The following is a 16,290-nucleotide window of genomic DNA, read 5'->3' as shown; positions in this document are numbered from 1 at the left end:
TACCCTTAGCCGCGAGGTGACGCGTTCGGCTGAGCAGGGCGCTCAGCAATGTCAACTTCGCTGTCTACTGTTGAGTCAACGGCGCTGCGGATGCGCGCGAGCTTGGCCAGTGTCTGTTCATCGGCCATGGCTACGTTTTGTGGGTCTACGGTCGAACCGGGCATTGCATGTTGCAAACCGTTGACGACAATTTTGTCGCCTTTCTCCAGTCCGCTGCGGACAATGCGCAAGCCTTCGACTTTGGGGCCCAGTTCAATGGCGCGATAACTGACGGTGTTGTCATCGCCGAGCACCAGGACAAACTTCTTGCCCAGGTCGGTGCCGACTGCGGCGTCCTGAATCAGCTTGGCCGAATAGGTACCGCTGCCGACCAGCTTGAGCCGTACATAGAGGCCAGGGGTGTATTCACCGTCGCTGTTGTCAAACACGGCGCGACCACGAATGGTGCCGGTTTGCGGGTTGACCTGGTTATCCAGAAAGTCCAGCTTGCCCAGGTGCGGATTACCGGCTTCGTTGGACAATCCCAGGTACACCGGGCTGGCGTCGCGGGTATTGCCGCCCGATTTCTTTGCCATTTCAACGTACTTCAGAAAGGCTTGCTCGTCGGCATCAAAGTAGGCATAGACCTTGTCGGTTGAAACCACGGAGGTCAGAAGCGACTCGCTGGCATTTACCAGGTTGCCAGCCGTGATTTCTGCGCGGCTGACACGGCCATCAATCGGTGAAGTTACCCGGGTAAAGCTCAGGTTCAGGCGGGCGTTTTCTAGCTCTGCCTCAATTCCCGCAACTGTTGCCTGGGCCTCTTGCGCAGTACTGGTTCGCGCATCGGCAAGCTCAGCCGATATGGCATTGCTTTTACGCAGGCGTTCGCCACGCTGGGCTTCACTGCGCGCACGGGAGTAAGCCGAACGAGCCTGGTTGAGTTGTGCTTCCAGGCGTTTGACTTCTGCATTGAAAGGACGCGGGTCGATCTGGAACAGCAGGTCACCTTTCTTGACCAGGCTGCCTTCGTCGAATGCGACTTTGTCAATAAATCCAGAAACTCGCGGGCGAATTTCAACCGACTCTGGCGCTTCCAGCCGACCGGTAAATTCATCCCATTCGTTGATAGGTTGTTCAATGACTTCAGCGACACTGACCTTGGCTGCATGTTGCTGCTGAGTGGTTTCCTCGGTTTTCCCACATGCACTGAGAATAACTGCCGCAAGTACTGCAAGTGGAAGGTGCCAGATCTTGTTGTTTGGCTGTTCCATGATTTTTCCGCCCGTGGATGTAATATTTGGGCGAAGTGTGAGTCGCAACGAATCAGGGAACGAATCGAACGCTGCGAATTTAAGTATTATTGGAAATGATTATGTGCGACTTACTATTGTAATAGGGCAATAGTAGTGCAAGCACTTGCCGTTTCCAGACGCTGTGCTTGCAGTTGGTGCAATATGCAGGCTGTCCGGTTACAGGCTGTCCGGGTCGCCAATAAACATCTGGATACGCGAGCGCAGCCAGCGCTCGGCCGGATCATTGTCCTGTGCGCCACGCCAAGCCATGTGTAATTCAAAGGTTTGGGTTTCCAGTGGCAAGGGTTCTGTACGCAAGCCTCCGGCAGCTGTCAGGACTGCAGCGGTGTAGTCAGGCACGCTGGCCACGATATCAGTGCCGCTAAGCAATGGTCCGAGTGCATTGAACTGCGGTACCGCCAGCACCACCCGACGCTTGCGGCCGAGTTTTTCCAACTCGCTATCAACAAAGCCGCCAAGATCACCGGCGAAAGACACCAGTGCATGGGGCCTGGCGCAGTAGTCATCAAGTGAAAGGGCGCCGGGAACAGTGTCTGCACGAAGCAGCATGGCTTTACTGCGTCGCACGACTTTGCGCTTGGCGTTGGCCGGCAATTCTTCGGTATAGGCAACGCCGACGGATATCTCGCCGGACGACAACAGCCCTGGCATCAATAAATAGTTGGTCCGGCGGATCACCAGTACCACGCCTGGCGCTTCGGCACGCAAGCGCTTGATCAGTGGCGGCATCAGGCCAAACTCGACGTCATCCGAAAGACCGATACGGAACACGGCATTGCTGGTGGCTGGATTGAAGTCCGCTGCGCGACTGACCGCAGTTGAAATTGAGTCGAGCGCAGGCGACAGCAGGCCAAAGATCTCTTGCGCGCGCGCCGTGGGCTCCATGCTGCGACCTGTGCGCACGAATAACGGATCATCGAACAAGCTGCGCAGGCGGGAGAGGGCAGCGCTGATGGCTGGCTGGCCCAGGAACAGTTTCTCTGCTGCGCGGGTTACGCTGCGTTCGTGCATCAGCGTTTCAAAAACGATCAGAAGATTGAGGTCTACACGGCGAAGATCGTTACGGTTCATCTGTCGTCCATATCAGGTATAAATGCGCAGCTTCGAAACGGTGCGCCAGGGTAATGCGGATCATATTACCTCGGCAATGCGCCAAGGCTTGTTACCAGATCCTAGTGCACGCTGTTAATATTGTAACCGCCAATCATCATCGACAGGCATGGTGAATATTAGTATTGGCATGTGGTATTGCTCACAAAGGCCCGATAAAGTCTAAGTCTAAAGGGGTCAACCGAAGAGGTTTATGATGTCCCGCATTATCCGTTTTCATCAGTTTGGCGAGGCAGATGTCCTCAAAATCGAAGAGCGCTCGCGCCCTGCGCCTGCCGCTGGCGAAGTGTTGATCGGCGTCGAATCTATCGGTGTTAGCTGGCAAGACGTGCTTTGGCGCCAGAATCTTGCGACCACGCACGCGCAGCTTCCGGCTGGACTGGGTTATGAAGTCGCCGGCGTGATTTTAGCTGTGGGTGAAGGCGTTGACGACTTGGCTGTTGGCGATAAAGTTGCCAGTTTCCCGGCTCACAGCCCAAACGACTACCCGGCCTACGCTGAAGAGGTGGTGTTGCCGCGTACCTCAGTGGCGCGCTACGCGGACGTCTTGACGCCTGAACAGGCCTGCGTTCACTTTTTACCTTCCATGGTTGGCTGGTTCGGCATGGTCGAACTGGCCCGTGTGAAAGCCGGCGAAACGGTACTGATTACGGCTGCCAGCCGCTGCTGGGGGCCTTATGTAGTGCAAATGGCAAAAGCGCTGGGCGCCCATGTCATAGCGGCTACTGATACTGACGAGGACACCGATTTCCTGCGTGGACTCGGCGCCGAACATGTGATTTTGACCGAAGAGCAGGATCTGGTCAGCCGGGTTAAAAAGCTGACCAATGATCGCGGCGTGGATATCGTCATGGATACACTGGGCGGCCCACAAATGTGCCTGCTTGGTGATGCACTGGCGCCGCGTGGCCGTCTGGTGCTGTACGGGCTGCAAGGTGGCAACGAGACGCCATTTCCAGCCTGCGCCGCTTTCCAGAAGAACATTCAGTTCTTCGTGCATTGCATCGGTAACTTTACCGGCAAACAGGAATTGGGTATCCCGCAGGATAAAGAAGCGGTTGCCCGAGCGCTGCAAGGCATCAATCAACTCACCGGCGATGGTTTGCTCAAGCCACTGGTTGATAAAGCCTTCAGTTTCGACAAGGTTGGCCAGGCACACGTCTATATGAGCGAATGCCCAAGTCGTGGTCGAGTGGTGCTCAACGTCAAGAGCTAGGCCGACTTAGCCTGTGCCCAAACGCCCTGATTGATTCAGGGCGTTTTGCTGTCTCTCTCTGGCATTAGCGTTGCAATCAGCGCACGCACGCTGCCTGGCAAGGCTTCCAGATCACGTACCAGAATACTGCGTTCACGCACGGCCCAGGGCTCATTCAGTTCGATGGTGGTCAGCTGCATGGTGCGGCTATGACGCTGGGCGGCGGACTCGGGAATGATGCCGATGCCTACGCCTGCCTCGATCATGCGGCAGATGGCTTCAAAGCTGGATACCTGGATCCGTAGCGAAAGCTTGGTGCCGAGTTTTTCTACCTGTTCACGCAAAAAACTCAACAAGGTGCTGCCTTCGTGCAGGCCAATGTGCTGGTACTCAAGGGTGTCGCGCAGTGTCACTTGCTGTCTATCGGCCAACGGGTGATTTTTCGGCACCGCCAGCAATAGGCGGTCGGTACTGAAATGCAGTACTTGCAGGCCGCTGACCTCGACTGGCCCGGCAATTATGCCCAGATCAGTGCTGCCGTCGAGCACGCCACGCACAATGTCACGGCTCAAGCGCTCTTGCAGGTCGATACTGACGCCGGGACGCTCGGCCAGAAACCCGGCAAGCACCTCTGGCAAAAACTCGGTTACCGCCGTGGTATTGGCAAAGATGCGGATATGGCCAGCAGCGTCGGCTCCGTAATCGGTGAATTCACTTTTCAGGTAATCAACCTGGCGCATGATCAGGCGTGCATGGTGCAGCAAGCGCTCACCGGCAGGGGTGAGTTCAACCCCACGACTGTCCCGATAGAGCAGGCGCGAGTCGAGTTGTGCTTCGAGGGCCTTGATCCGCGCGCTGGCTGCCGCCGGCGAAAGAAACGCACGTCGTGCCCCCTGGGTCAGGCTAGGCGATTCGGCAATATGAATAAACAAGCGCAGGTCGGGTAAATCAAAGTGCATAAGGGTCTCTGCGTCATCGAGCGAGGCTAAATCTTGCGTTCAGGTTAACCGAACGCCGAGTTATGTAAATGTAAATTCACAGAACGCTGTGTCAGACGCATCCTAAGTGCAACTAAAAAGAGCACTGTTGGAAGTACCCCATGACTGACGCTGCACTATCTGCCTGGATTGGCCGTTCCGAAGAAGTCCATGACCAACTGAGTCGTAACCTGGTGATGCGCATTGCCGCAACCCTGGGTGAAGAAACCCCGGCCCATGGCGAAGCGTTGCCGCCTCTGTGGCACTGGGCTTTTTTCCAGAACCCCGTAGCCGAAAATGGCCTGGGCGAGGATGGGCATCCGGCCCGTGGCGGTTTCCTGCCACCGGCTGATAACCGTAACCGCATGTGGGCCGGCGGCAAAATCGAGTTTATCCAGAGCTTGCGTGTAGGTGGCGATGCCACACGGGTTTCAACCATCACCCATATCGAAGAGAAGCATGGCAGCACAGGCGCACTGTTGTTCGTCACCGTGCAGCATGAATATTTTCAGGATGGCGAACTGGCCATTCGTGAAGATCAAAACATTGTGTATCGCGAACCAAGCCCACCTAAAAATAGCAGCGGTCAGTCGCTGGTAGAGGGGGATTGGCAGGAGTCGATCACGCCAACGGCAACCCTGTTGTTCCGTTATTCGGCCGTCACCTTCAACGGTCACCGCATTCATTACGACTGGCCGTATGTGACCGATACCGAAGGCTATTCAGGCCTCGTCGTGCACGGCCCGTTGATCGCCACCCTGAGCCTGCGCGCCTTCTGTCGGGCTAACCCGCAAGCGCGTTTGCGCCAGTTTTCCTACCGTGGCTTACGGCCGTTGGTCGCGCCGCACCCCTTCGAGGTCGGCGGCAAGATCGATGCTGCTGGCAGCGCCCAACTATGGGCTGGCAACGAAGGTGGGATGGCCCAGCGCAGTGAAGTGAAATTTGATTGATACAGCCAACTCCTTGGCTCAGATGAGATGGGAATGATGAATCCAAATAATAATCCTGAACTTAATGCCATTCGTGAAGGCGTGCGTGCCCTGTGTGCCGAATTTCCAGCTGAGTACTGGCGCAAAATTGATGAAGAAAAAGGCTTCCCGGAAGCTTTTGTCAAGGCGCTGACCGAGGCTGGCTGGCTCTCGGCAATGATTCCTGAAGAGTACGGCGGCTCCGGCCTGGGCCTTGCCGAAGCCTCGGTCATCCTTGAGGAAGTCAACCGTTGCGGCGGTAACTCCGGCACCGTGCATGGCCAGATGTACAACATGTTCACCTTGTTGCGCCATGGCAGCGAAGCCCAGAAAAGCTATTACCTGCCAAAGCTGGCAAGCGGTGAACTGCGCTTGCAATCGATGGGCGTGACCGAGCCGACGACTGGCACCGACACCACCAAGATCAAAACCACTGCGGTGAAGCAGGGCGACAAATATGTGATCAATGGCCAGAAAGTCTGGATCTCACGCATCCAGCATTCCGACCTGATGATCCTCTTGGCGCGCACTACGCCGCTGGCTGAAGTGAAAAGAAAATCCGAAGGCATGTCGATCTTCCTGGTTGATCTGCGCGAGGCAATTGGCAATGGCATGACAGTCCAGCCCATTGCCAACATGGTCAACCATGAAACCAACGAACTGTTCTTCGATAACCTCGAGTTGCCAGCTGACAGCTTGATTGGCGAGGAAGGCAAGGGCTTTCGCTACATCCTTGACGGTTTGAACGCAGAGCGCACGCTGATTGCCGCCGAGTGCATCGGTGATGGCCGCTGGTTTATCGAGAAGGCAAGTCAATATGCGCGCGACCGCGAAGTCTTTGGCCGTCCGATTGGCCAGAACCAGGGCGTGCAATTCCCGATTGCCGAGGCGCATATCGAAGTCGAGGCCGCTGATCTGATGCGCTGGCGCGCCTGTGATGAATATGACGCCGGTGAGAACGCCGGTGCCAGTGCCAACATGGCCAAGTACCTGGCGGCAAAAGCATCCTGGGAAGCAGCCAATGCCTGTTTGCAGACCTTCGGTGGTTTTGGTTTCGCCTGCGAATACGACATTGAGCGCAAATTCCGCGAGACCCGCTTGTATCAGGTTGCCCCGATCTCGACCAACCTGATCCTGTCCTATGTGGCCGAGCATCTGCTCGACTTGCCTCGCTCATTCTAAGGTCCTCAGCCCATGACTCATACAGAACAGCTTGCCGCGTTTATGGCTGACTTGCGTTATGAGCAACTTCCCCAGGCTGTGCTCGACAGGACCGAGGAGCTTTACCTTGACTGGCTCGGTTCTGCACTGGCCAGCCAGGATCGCCATCCCATCCCACTGTTCGAGCGCTATGCGCAAACCATGGGGCCGGAGACTGGCAAGGCGAAGATTCTGGTGAGCGGCAAATACACCAGCGCCTACTTCGCAGCCTTGGTAAATGGGGCTTCGTCGCATCTGGTTGAGCAGGATGACTTGCACAACAGTTCGGTGCTGCACCCAGCCACTGTTGTGTTCCCGGCGGCACTGGCTGCAGCGCAGGACCTGGGTTGCAGCGGCCAGGAGCTACTGCTGGCCGCTGTCGTGGGTTATGAGGCAGGCATTCGCATCGGCGAGTTCCTCGGGCGTTCGCACTACCGGATCTTCCACACCACCGCGACGGTCGGCACCCTGGCCGCTGCGGTAACCGTCGGCAAGCTGCTGAAGTTTGATCGTGAACAGTTCATCAATCTGCTGGGCACTGCTGGCACCCAGGCGGCAGGTTTGTGGGAGTTCCTGCGTGACGCCGCCGACTCCAAGCAATTGCACACGGCCAAGGCCGCTGCCGATGGAGTGCTTGCGGCGTATCTAACTGCTGAAGGTTTGAGCGGGGCGCGCAACATTCTTGAGGGCGATCAGGGAATGGCGGCAGGCATGTCCAGCGACGCCAATCCTGGCAAGTTGTCCGATCGCCTAGGCAGCCGCTGGGCCTTGTGTGAAACCTCATTCAAGTTCCATGCGTCGTGCCGCCACACGCACCCGGCAGCAGACGCCTTGTTGGCTTTGATGCAGGCACAGGGGCTGGGTCATGAGCAGATCGAGCAGGTCACAACCCGGGTTCATCAAGGCGCAATCGATGTGCTGGGCCGGGTGGATGTTCCCAGCAGCGTTCATCAGGCCAAGTTCTCAATGGGCACTGTGCTTGGCCTGATTGCAGTGCATGGCAAGGCCGGGTTGCCGGAGTTCGAACAGTTTGCATTGCATGACCCGCGTGTCGCCAGCTTTAGGGGCAAGGTGCGTATGCAGCTTGATTCCGAGGTCGATGCGGCTTATCCGCAACGGTGGCTCGGCCGTGTCGAGGTGCTGACCCTTGATGGTCGTCTTGTACAAGGTGCAATAGATGACCCCAAAGGCGACCCAGGCAACACATTGTCGCGGACAGAACTGGAAGACAAGTTCCGCCGTTTACTTGCATTCGCTGGGCACAAGGATTCGGCCAGGACGGATGAGTTGATTAACCAGGCCTGGAATTTGCGCCATTGCGCGTCGGTAAACAGCCTTTGCTAATCATGTCTTAGGGAACCTCTGGAAAAGGTAGCGAGCGCAGTAGTTTTTCAGGGGTTCCCTAGCCGCCAAACAAGAGAATAATCATGAACAGTTCCACTAGTTCGCCACGTCCACTGGACGGCATCACGGTTGTTAGCCTGGAGCATGCCATTGCGGCTCCGTTTTGTACCCGTCAACTGGCTGATCTTGGCGCTCGGGTCATCAAGGTCGAGCGCCCGCTCAGTGGTGACTTCGCCCGTGGCTATGATGAGCGTGTCTCGGGATTGGCCTCGCATTTCGTCTGGACCAATCGTTCCAAGGAAAGCTTGACCCTGGACCTCAAGCAAGAACCAGCCACGGCTGTGCTTGAAGCCTTGCTGGCCAAGGCCGACGTACTGGTGCAAAACCTGGCCCCAGGCGCAGCCGCACGCATGGGCTTGTCTTTCGAGTCCCTGCACGAACGCTTCCCGCAGCTGATTGTCTGCGACATCTCCGGTTATGGCGAAGGCGGCCCTTACGAGCAGAAGAAAGCCTATGACCTGCTGATCCAAAGCGAAGGTGGCTTTTTGTCCGTGACAGGCGGCGAGGGCTATGAGCAGATGGCCAAGGCCGGTTGCTCTATTGCCGATATTGCCGCCGGCATGTACGCCTATACCGGCGTGTTGTCGGCACTGATGTTGCGCGACAAGACGGGTGTTGGCAGCCGGGTCGATGTGTCCATGCTCGAAAGCCTGGTGGAGTGGATGGGCTACCCCATGTACTACGCCTATCAAGGTGCAACGCCACCACCGCGGGCGGGCGCTGCACACTCGACTATCTATCCATACGGCCCGTTCCCGGCGGGCGATGGCGGAACCGTAATGCTTGGCCTGCAGAACGAGCGCGAATGGCGAGCCTTTTGCGACAAGGTGCTGATGCAACCTGAGCTGGCCGATGATCCACGATTTTCAGCCAACTCCAAGCGTTCGGCCAATCGAGCGGAGCTGCGCGCAATCATTCTTGAAAGTTTCGCTGCGCTGAGCGCCGAACAGGTAATCGAGCGGCTAAACGAGGCGCAAATTGCCAATGCCCATGTCAATGACATGGCCGGCGTTTGGCAGCATCCGCAACTCAAGGCCCGCCAGCGCTGGACCGAAGTATCAAGCCCGTCTGGAATGCTTCCGGCGCTCTTGCCCCCAGGCCGTAACAGCGCCTTCAGCCCGCGCATGGATGGCATCCCGGCTCTGGGCGAGCACACCGACGCTCTGCTTGGCGAGCTGGGCTTGAGTGCCAGCGATATCCAGCAACTCCATGAACGCAGTGTCGTTTAAACAGTGCCTGTGCGAGCTATAGAGAGTGAAATGACCATGAATGGATCGATCATTCGCACGGCATTGTTCGTGCCCGCATCACGCCCGGAACGTATCCCAAAGGCGCTCGCCGTTGGCAGTGATGCAGTAATTGTTGATCTTGAAGATGCAGTAGAAGAAACGCTCAAGGAGCAAGCGCGAGCTGATCTTGACGCATTCTTGCAAGCCAATCCCGAGGCTCGCCTGCATGTGCGTATCAACGCGGCCAGTCACAGCGGCCATGACGCGGATATTGCATTGTGCAGCCGCCATCCAGGCGTTGTCGGCGTATTACTGCCCAAGGTAGAAAGCGCTGCCCAGGTTCGCCACCTGGCCACCTGCAAAAAGCCGATCTGGCCAATTGTAGAAAGCGCCAAGGGGTTGCAGGCACTGGTTGAAATTGCCCAGGCCCAAGGTGTCGAGCGGCTGTCGTTTGGCGGCCTGGACCTGGGGCTTGACCTGGGGCTGGCAGCCGCAACGGCGGGTGCTTCACGCATGCTTGACCAGGCTCGCTTCGCCATTGTGTTGCAGTCGCGCCTGGCCGAACTGGCGCCGCCGCTAGACAGCGTATTCCCGGCAATCGACGACCCCGACGGACTGGCGCAATTTGCGCGCGACGCCAATGACATGGGGTTTGGCGGCATGTTGTGTATTCACCCCAAACAGGTTGCCGTGGTGCACCAAAGCCTGATGCCAGCGGCAGACGAACTGGATTGGGCACAACGCGTAATGAATGCGGCAGCGCAGGGCGCTGGTGTGTTTGTAATCGACGGGCAGATGGTTGATGCGCCGGTTCTCGGTCATGCCAAGCGTTTACTCGAACGTGCCGGCATGTGACTAAAAGCTCGCTAAATGGCCTCTGCGCATCCGTGCAGAGGTTGAGGTCTACCAACAATAACAAGAGGTATTCAATGTATAAGCTTCCATTTAAGACACTGCTATGCGCCGCTGCTGTATCGATGTCGGTTGGCTTCGCCAGCCTGGCTCATGCGGCGGACCCGATCATCATCAAGTTTTCCCATGTGGTCGCAGACAACACCCCTAAAGGCAAGGGGGCACTGTTGTTTAAAAAACTGGTGGAAGAACGTCTACCAGGCAAGGTAAAGGTCGAGGTCTACCCGAACTCGTCGCTCTATGGCGACGGCAAGGAAATGGAAGCGTTGTTGCTTGGCGACGTCCAAATGTTGGCGCCGTCACTGGCCAAGTTTGAACAGTATTCCAAGCCGGTCCAGATCTTTGACCTGCCGTTCCTGTTTGACAACCTGGCCGCCGCCGACCGTTTCCAAAGCAGCCCGCAAGGCAAGGCCTTGCTCAAGTCGATGGAAAACAAAAACATCACGGGCCTGGCCTATTGGCACAACGGCACCAAGCAATTGTCCGCAAACAAGCCATTGCGCGTACCGAGCGATGCCCGCGGCTTGAAGTTCCGCGTGCAGGCATCGGCGGTCCTTGAAGAACAGTTCAAGGCAATCAGGGCTAACCCGCGCAAGATGAGTTTCGCCGAGGTTTACCAGGGTTTGCAGACCGGCGTGGTCAACGGAACAGAGAATACCTGGTCGAACTACGCCAGCCAGAAAGTCAATGAAGTGCAAAAGTACATGACTGAGTCGGATCATGGCCTGATCGACTACATGGTGATCACCAACACCAAGTTCTGGAATAGCTTGCCGGATGATATTCGCACCCAGCTTGATGAAATCATGGGCGAGGTGACTGTCGCGGTGAACAAAGAGGCTGCGGACCTGAACGAGAAAGCCAAGCAACAGATTATTGATTCTGGCACCACTGAAATCATCACCCTGACGCCGGAAGAACGTGCAAAGTGGCGTGAAGCGATGAAGCCAGTGTGGAAGAAATTCGAGCCGCAGATTGGTGCTGACCTGATCAAGGCCGCCGAGGCTTCAAATACGCCTTGAGATCCATCCTTGAGTGATACAAAAAAAACGGGCGGCCTGATCAGGTCGCCCGTTTTTTTGTGCTTGTACATCAGCTCGCGGCATCCATCCACTTGGGTTTTGGATAGCGCCGATCAGCTTTGCCGGCTTTGAGGATCGCGCCAGGCACATCATGGCCGAGCAGTTCAGGCAGACTCGCCGCAGCCTGCAGCAGCGCATCCAGGTCTACGCCGGTATCGAACCCCATGCGCTGGAACATATGCACCAGGTCCTCTGTGCAGATATTACCGCTGGCGCCCGGTGCGTATGGACAACCGCCCAGCCCGCCGAGCGATGCATCAAAGCGATCAACGCCAGCATTCAGGGCGGCGATGGCATTGGCCAGGCCCATGCCTCGGGTATTGTGAAAGTGCAGGGTGAACACCGTTTGCGGCCAGCGTTGCAGGGCCTCGCGGCTGATGCGCTCGACTTGCGCCGGGTCCGCCATGCCGGTGGTGTCACAGAGGGTGATGCCTTGCACGCCAATGTCAGTCAAACGCTGGATCAGTTCAAGCACGCGAGTCTCGGCCACGGCACCTTCAAAAGGGCAGCCAAAGGTGGTGGAGAGCGAGGCGTTGATAAATACCTTGCTACCACGCGCAACTTCGATGATCTCCCTGAACTGGGCCAGGGACTGCTCAGGCGTCATGCGCAAGTTAGCCAGGCCATGGGTATCACTGGCAGACATCACCAGGTTTATTTCATCAACCTGACATGACAGTGCGCGCTCGCAGCCTTTGACGTTAGGTACCAGCACCGTGTATTCAACCCCGGCCACACGGTCGATACTGCGCATCACTTCTTCGGCGTCACGCAAGTTTGGAATGGCCTTGGGCGAGGTAAAGGAGGTGACTTCGATCTTGGCCAAGCCAGTGTGTGAGAGACGGTTGACCAGTGCAATCTTGTCTTCGGTGGCTACGAAGTTGGGTTCTATCTGGAAGCCGTCACGCGTAGCGACTTCCTGGATGTACAGACGCTTGCTCATCATAGGTTCCTTATACTATTCCGCGATCGCGCAGGCCTTGACGCTGCTCTTCGGTCAGGCCCAGGCCAGCCAATACATCGTCTGTGTGTTCACCCAGGGCCGGGCCGCCGGTGCCAATGCGTCCCGGGGTTCGGCTCAGCTTGGGCAATACGCCTGGCACTTTCAGTGGCCCGGCTGCGGTCTGCACGGTTTCGATCATCTGCCGCGCCAGGTAATGGGGGTCTTTGACAATATCGGCTGCGGTATAGGGGAAGCCTGCCGGAACCTGTGCTTGATTGAGTGCCGCCAAGACTTCGTCGCGCTCGCGTACACGGGTCCAGTCGGCGATCGCCTGGTCGATCAGCTCGGCGTTCTCACTGCGACCATCGTTATGGGCCAGGCGTGGGTCGTTTGCCAGATCTTCGCGGCCCACCAGTGTCATCAGGCGCTTGTAGATACTGTCGCCATTACCGGCAATCAACACGAAGCTGCCATCGTTGCAGGGGTAGGAGTTGGAGGGCGTAATACCGGGCAGGGCACTGCCGGCAGGTTCACGGATGTAGTTGAAGACATCGTATTCGGGAATCAGGCTTTCCATCATGGCGAAGACCGACTCATACAAGGCCACATCAATGTACTGGCCCAAACCGCTGCGCTGACGTTCTTGCAGTGCCAGCAAGACGCCAATGACGCCATACAGCGAAGACAGTGAGTCGCCAATGCTGATGCCCACCCGCACGGGCGCCTGGCCTGGATAACCAGACAGGTGACGCAGGCCACCCATGGCTTCGCCAATCACGCCAAAGCCGGGCAGGTCGCGGTAAGGGCCTGTCTGACCGTAGCCAGATATGCGTAGCATGATCAGCCGTGGATTGATTTGCGACAATTGCTCCCAGCCAAGTCCCCAGCCTTCAAGGGTTCCAGGACGGAAGTTCTCGATCAGGATATCGGCCTCGGCAATCAGCTTGCGTACGATGTCCTGACCTTCGGCTTCTCTTAGGTTCAAGGTCAGAGACTGCTTGTTGCGTGACTGCACGTGCCACCAAAGCGAGGTGCCATCCTTGATCTTGCGCCATTTGCGCAGTGGGTCACCGACCTTTGGCGGCTCGATCTTGACCACTTGCGCCCCAAACTCGCCGAGTAGCTTGCTGGCAAAGGGGCCAGCGATCAGCTGGCCCATCTCAACCACCTTTAACCCTTGCAGCGCCATATTGGTCACGTTCTGATCTGTCATTGTTGTGCCTCTAGCGGGATACCTTGTTCTTTCATGGCTGCAGAATCACTCAAGCCAGGTTTATGGACAATTGATCAATTATCAAGCCTGACTTCGTATTCTACGAAGTAAATCTATGAGAGCCTTGTCAGCGCTGAATGTATAGCAAGCGACTGCAAACGAGCTGCTGGCACTTTCGCAAGCCCCCAACTGGCAGAGGACAAAGGCCATGCGCCGTATCGACTTCATCACACTCAAGGTGTTTATTGCGATTGCCGATGAGCGCAGCCTGACCAAGGCCGCCGAACGCGAGCATCTGGCCTTGGCTGCGGTGAGTAAGCGGGTGAGCGACCTGGAAAGCCAGTTGGGCATCAACTTGCTATACCGCCAGCCCAAGGGAGTCGAGTTGACACCGGCTGGCCATGCCTTGTTGCACCATGCGCGCACAGTCATGGATAACCTTGAGCAGATGAGTGCCGACCTCAGCGAGTTCAGTGAAGGGGTTAAAGGCCATGTGCGCATTCACGCCAACACCTCCTCAGTCATTGAGTTTCTGCCAGAAGACCTGAGCACCTTCACCCAGCTGCACCCCGAGGTGAAAATTGATCTGGAGGAGCGGGTCAGCAGTGAAACCATACGCGCTGTGCGCGAAGGATTGACCGACATCGGTATCTTTGCCGGGCATGTACCGGCGCAAGACCTGCAGCTGTTTACCTATCGCCATGATCACCTGGTATTGGTCACCCCGCGTGATCATCCCCTGGCGTCTCGCGGCTCGATAGCCTTTCGTGAAACCCTGGGTTACGACTTCATTGGCTTGCAGCAGGATGCATCGCTACACAGCCTGTTGCAGCACAGCGTGCACCATCTCGGCGCTACGTTACGCTTGCGAATCCAGGTGCGCAGTTTCGAAGCGATCTGCCGCATGATCCACACCGGAATGGGCATTGGCGTGCTGCCTGAGATTGCCGTGCGTACCTATTTGCCAGCGCTGAATGTCCAGGTGATCAACCTCACCGATGATTGGGCACGCCGTGAAATAAAGATCGGCGTGCGCAGCCTGGATGCATTGTCCGTTACTGCAAAACAGATGCTCGAACACTTGGTGAGCAGCGAGTCCCGCTGAACCTGCCTTCGTGGATGCCGAAGGGCTCATTACTCAAATGTGAATTTCAGTTGGCAAACCTGCGCGATAGAGTTCGCGGGTCGCCAAGGTGTCGCCGTTTCAAAGCTACGGAGCCTCTGAAAATTAACGAGCGTAGTTTCAGGGGTTTCCCAAGACAAAAATAATAGGAGCTCACTTATGAAGTATCCGTCTGTCCGTCGTCTCCTGCTGGGCATGGTCACTGGTTTTGCGTTGGCTGGGGCCCTGACTGCCCAGGCCGCCGATCCAATCCTGATCAAGTTCTCGCACATTACTGCTGATAACACCCCGAAAGGCAAAGGTGCGCTGCTGTTCAAAAAACTGGTGGATGAGCGTCTTGCGGGCAAAGTTGAAGTACAGGTCTACTCCAATTCGTCGCTGTATGGCGACGGCAAGGAGATGGAAGCCTTGATGCTCAATGAGGTGCAGATGCTTGCTCCTGCGCCCTCGAAACTTGAGCAATACACCAAGCAACTACAGCTGTTCGACATGATGTTCCTGTTCGACAACATGGCGGCTGCCCAGCGCTTCCAGAACTCGGACAAGGGCAAGGCGATGCTCAAGTCGATGGAAGACAAAGGCATCACCGGCCTGGCGTTCTGGCTCAATGGCATGCGTCAGTTGACCGCCAACAAACCACTGGTCAAGCCTTCTGATGCACGCGGCTTGAAGTTCCGTGTGCAACCATCGGACTTGCAGGCTGCACAGTACAGCGCATTGCGCGCAGTCCCGCGCAAGATGTCATTTGCCGAGATTTACCAAGGATTGCAAACCGGGGTGGTCAATGCCCAGGACAATCCATGGTCGAATATCTACAGCCAGAAATTTTACGAAGTGCAGAAGTACATGATCGAGTCGGATAATGCCATCGGCAACTACGTACTGATCACCAACACCAAGTTCTGGAATAGCCTGCCAGCGGATATCCGCAGCCAGCTTGAAGAGATCGTTGCCGAAGTCACCACCGAGGTGAAAAAAAAAGCCGCGGAGCTCAACGAGCAAGCCAAGCAGGCGATTATCGATTCAGGCAAGGTCGAGTTCATTACCCTTACGCCTGAGCAACGCAACGCCTGGCGCGATGCGGTGAGTCCTGCCTGGAAGAAGTTTGAAGCGCAGATCGGCAGCGATGTCATCGAAGCGGCAAAGGCAGCGAATCAAGCCAACTAGTAGCCCTCGCGACCAGGTAACAGCCTGGTCGCGCAGCCCGTTTCAGGCTTTTGGCCAACCCCGAAAATTCGACTGATCTCAGTGCCCCCCACTTGGGCTTGCTATGAGAAGCTGGCAGCTTATTTTTCAGCGCAGGCCCAAGCACCAGGGTTGGTTGAGTACAGCGCCAAAAGCCTGCTTTATTCCCACGCATAGCTGGGCAAGCCCGTGCTGCGTTCGCTCTTCGGATCAGCCTCTGGCTGTCACCTACGTTGGCCCTTGAGTCTCGTCCTATTTTCGCGGTTCCAAGTGCAACAGCAGCTTTGTACCAGCCTTCGGCTGTAGCGAAACCGGCATGCACCAATAGTGAATGTCGGGAGGCGGACGACTAGGTTAGAGTCCCGCATCCTTATGGATCAAACCAATAAAAATCGTTCAGGAGATTTCTGATGGGTGCCTTAAGGCGCGTTTGGGACCACTTCGAAGAAGGCTT

Annotated in this window: 14 protein-coding genes; 9 read left to right on the top strand and 5 right to left on the bottom strand. The window is 56.7% G+C overall.

What is annotated here, in order from left to right; all coding sequences use genetic code 11:
* Window positions 1-5: 5 nt before the first annotated feature.
* Entirely contained in the window at window positions 6-1,253 is a 1,248-nt protein-coding gene (gene mexE, locus PSES9_RS0119960) for a multidrug efflux RND transporter periplasmic adaptor subunit MexE (protein ID WP_010489955.1), read from the bottom strand.
* 198 nt (window positions 1,254-1,451) lie between these two features.
* Window positions 1,452-2,366 carry a LysR family transcriptional regulator gene (locus PSES9_RS0119955; protein ID WP_010489954.1) on the bottom strand — a complete coding sequence of 305 codons (915 nt, stop codon included), beginning with the start codon at window positions 2,364-2,366 and terminating at the stop codon, window positions 1,452-1,454.
* 235 nt (window positions 2,367-2,601) lie between these two features.
* Here PSES9_RS0119955 and PSES9_RS0119950 point away from each other — a divergent pair, with 235 nt between their 5' ends.
* Window positions 2,602-3,621, top strand: a complete 1,020-nt coding sequence (locus PSES9_RS0119950; protein ID WP_010489953.1) for a zinc-dependent alcohol dehydrogenase family protein — start codon at window positions 2,602-2,604, stop codon at window positions 3,619-3,621.
* Window positions 3,622-3,656: 35 nt separating this feature from the next.
* On the opposite strand, the gene PSES9_RS0119945 is transcribed toward PSES9_RS0119950, so the two are convergent.
* Complete coding sequence (locus PSES9_RS0119945; RefSeq protein ID WP_010489952.1) at window positions 3,657-4,559, bottom strand: LysR family transcriptional regulator; 903 nt, start codon at window positions 4,557-4,559, stop codon at window positions 3,657-3,659.
* A gap of 140 nt (window positions 4,560-4,699) precedes the next feature.
* Here PSES9_RS0119945 and PSES9_RS0119940 point away from each other — a divergent pair, with 140 nt between their 5' ends.
* The 6 genes from PSES9_RS0119940 to PSES9_RS0119915 all read left to right on the top strand — a co-directional run bounded on the left by PSES9_RS0119940 (window position 4,700) and on the right by PSES9_RS0119915 (window position 11,312).
* The gene (locus tag PSES9_RS0119940) at window positions 4,700-5,527 is read left to right on the top strand and encodes an FAS1-like dehydratase domain-containing protein (RefSeq protein ID WP_010489950.1); all 828 of its coding nucleotides are present in this window, start codon (window positions 4,700-4,702) and stop codon (window positions 5,525-5,527) included.
* Window positions 5,528-5,563: 36 nt separating this feature from the next.
* The gene (locus PSES9_RS0119935; protein WP_010489948.1) at window positions 5,564-6,727 is read left to right on the top strand and encodes an acyl-CoA dehydrogenase family protein; all 1,164 of its coding nucleotides are present in this window, start codon (window positions 5,564-5,566) and stop codon (window positions 6,725-6,727) included.
* Between the two features lie 12 nt (window positions 6,728-6,739).
* Window positions 6,740-8,089: an MmgE/PrpD family protein gene (locus PSES9_RS0119930; protein ID WP_010489946.1), complete on the top strand. Its 1,350-nt coding sequence runs from the start codon at window positions 6,740-6,742 to the stop codon at window positions 8,087-8,089.
* A gap of 83 nt (window positions 8,090-8,172) precedes the next feature.
* A complete protein-coding gene (locus PSES9_RS0119925; protein ID WP_010489944.1) occupies window positions 8,173-9,378 on the top strand; it encodes a CaiB/BaiF CoA transferase family protein in 1,206 nt (401 codons plus the stop codon).
* 36 nt (window positions 9,379-9,414) lie between these two features.
* Window positions 9,415-10,233 carry an HpcH/HpaI aldolase/citrate lyase family protein gene (locus PSES9_RS0119920; RefSeq protein ID WP_010489942.1) on the top strand — a complete coding sequence of 273 codons (819 nt, stop codon included), beginning with the start codon at window positions 9,415-9,417 and terminating at the stop codon, window positions 10,231-10,233.
* Between the two features lie 74 nt (window positions 10,234-10,307).
* Window positions 10,308-11,312 (top strand): TRAP transporter substrate-binding protein, encoded by a 1,005-nt coding sequence (locus PSES9_RS0119915; RefSeq protein ID WP_010489940.1) that lies wholly within the window; start codon window positions 10,308-10,310, stop codon window positions 11,310-11,312.
* Window positions 11,313-11,382: 70 nt separating this feature from the next.
* Here the strand turns inward: PSES9_RS0119915 and PSES9_RS0119910 are convergent, their stop codons facing one another.
* On the bottom strand, window positions 11,383-12,315 hold the full coding sequence (locus PSES9_RS0119910) for a hydroxymethylglutaryl-CoA lyase (protein ID WP_010489939.1): 933 nt from the start codon (window positions 12,313-12,315) through the stop codon (window positions 11,383-11,385).
* Between the two features lie 10 nt (window positions 12,316-12,325).
* Complete coding sequence (locus PSES9_RS0119905; RefSeq protein ID WP_010489937.1) at window positions 12,326-13,528, bottom strand: CaiB/BaiF CoA transferase family protein; 1,203 nt, start codon at window positions 13,526-13,528, stop codon at window positions 12,326-12,328.
* Window positions 13,529-13,736: 208 nt separating this feature from the next.
* Here PSES9_RS0119905 and PSES9_RS0119900 point away from each other — a divergent pair, with 208 nt between their 5' ends.
* The gene (locus PSES9_RS0119900) at window positions 13,737-14,633 is read left to right on the top strand and encodes a LysR substrate-binding domain-containing protein (RefSeq protein ID WP_010489934.1); all 897 of its coding nucleotides are present in this window, start codon (window positions 13,737-13,739) and stop codon (window positions 14,631-14,633) included.
* Window positions 14,634-14,810: 177 nt separating this feature from the next.
* On the top strand, window positions 14,811-15,818 hold the full coding sequence (locus PSES9_RS0119895) for a DctP family TRAP transporter solute-binding subunit (protein WP_010489932.1): 1,008 nt from the start codon (window positions 14,811-14,813) through the stop codon (window positions 15,816-15,818).
* Window positions 15,819-16,290: the final 472 nt, after the last annotated feature.

Origin of the sequence: Pseudomonas sp. S9 (genome assembly GCF_000222125.1) — a bacterium.
Taxonomy (GTDB): domain Bacteria; phylum Pseudomonadota; class Gammaproteobacteria; order Pseudomonadales; family Pseudomonadaceae; genus Aquipseudomonas; species Aquipseudomonas segetis.
This window is presented reverse-complemented; position numbering and strand designations above follow the sequence as displayed.

What these genes read in the sequence shown, in the direction of transcription:
- PSES9_RS0119905 (WP_010489937.1), bottom strand. Translation starts at nt 13,528, where the DNA reads ATGACAGATCAGAACGTGACCAATATGGCGCTGCAAGGGTTAAAGGTG.
- PSES9_RS0119955 (WP_010489954.1), bottom strand. Translation starts at nt 2,366, where the DNA reads ATGAACCGTAACGATCTTCGCCGTGTAGACCTCAATCTTCTGATCGTT.
- mexE (WP_010489955.1), bottom strand. Translation starts at nt 1,253, where the DNA reads ATGGAACAGCCAAACAACAAGATCTGGCACCTTCCACTTGCAGTACTT.
- PSES9_RS0119940 (WP_010489950.1), top strand. Translation starts at nt 4,700, where the DNA reads ATGACTGACGCTGCACTATCTGCCTGGATTGGCCGTTCCGAAGAAGTC.
- PSES9_RS0119910 (WP_010489939.1), bottom strand. Translation starts at nt 12,315, where the DNA reads ATGAGCAAGCGTCTGTACATCCAGGAAGTCGCTACGCGTGACGGCTTC.
- PSES9_RS0119900 (WP_010489934.1), top strand. Translation starts at nt 13,737, where the DNA reads ATGCGCCGTATCGACTTCATCACACTCAAGGTGTTTATTGCGATTGCC.
- PSES9_RS0119935 (WP_010489948.1), top strand. Translation starts at nt 5,564, where the DNA reads ATGAATCCAAATAATAATCCTGAACTTAATGCCATTCGTGAAGGCGTG.
- PSES9_RS0119950 (WP_010489953.1), top strand. Translation starts at nt 2,602, where the DNA reads ATGTCCCGCATTATCCGTTTTCATCAGTTTGGCGAGGCAGATGTCCTC.
- PSES9_RS0119945 (WP_010489952.1), bottom strand. Translation starts at nt 4,559, where the DNA reads ATGCACTTTGATTTACCCGACCTGCGCTTGTTTATTCATATTGCCGAA.
- PSES9_RS0119915 (WP_010489940.1), top strand. Translation starts at nt 10,308, where the DNA reads ATGTATAAGCTTCCATTTAAGACACTGCTATGCGCCGCTGCTGTATCG.
- PSES9_RS0119920 (WP_010489942.1), top strand. Translation starts at nt 9,415, where the DNA reads ATGAATGGATCGATCATTCGCACGGCATTGTTCGTGCCCGCATCACGC.
- PSES9_RS0119925 (WP_010489944.1), top strand. Translation starts at nt 8,173, where the DNA reads ATGAACAGTTCCACTAGTTCGCCACGTCCACTGGACGGCATCACGGTT.
- PSES9_RS0119895 (WP_010489932.1), top strand. Translation starts at nt 14,811, where the DNA reads ATGAAGTATCCGTCTGTCCGTCGTCTCCTGCTGGGCATGGTCACTGGT.
- PSES9_RS0119930 (WP_010489946.1), top strand. Translation starts at nt 6,740, where the DNA reads ATGACTCATACAGAACAGCTTGCCGCGTTTATGGCTGACTTGCGTTAT.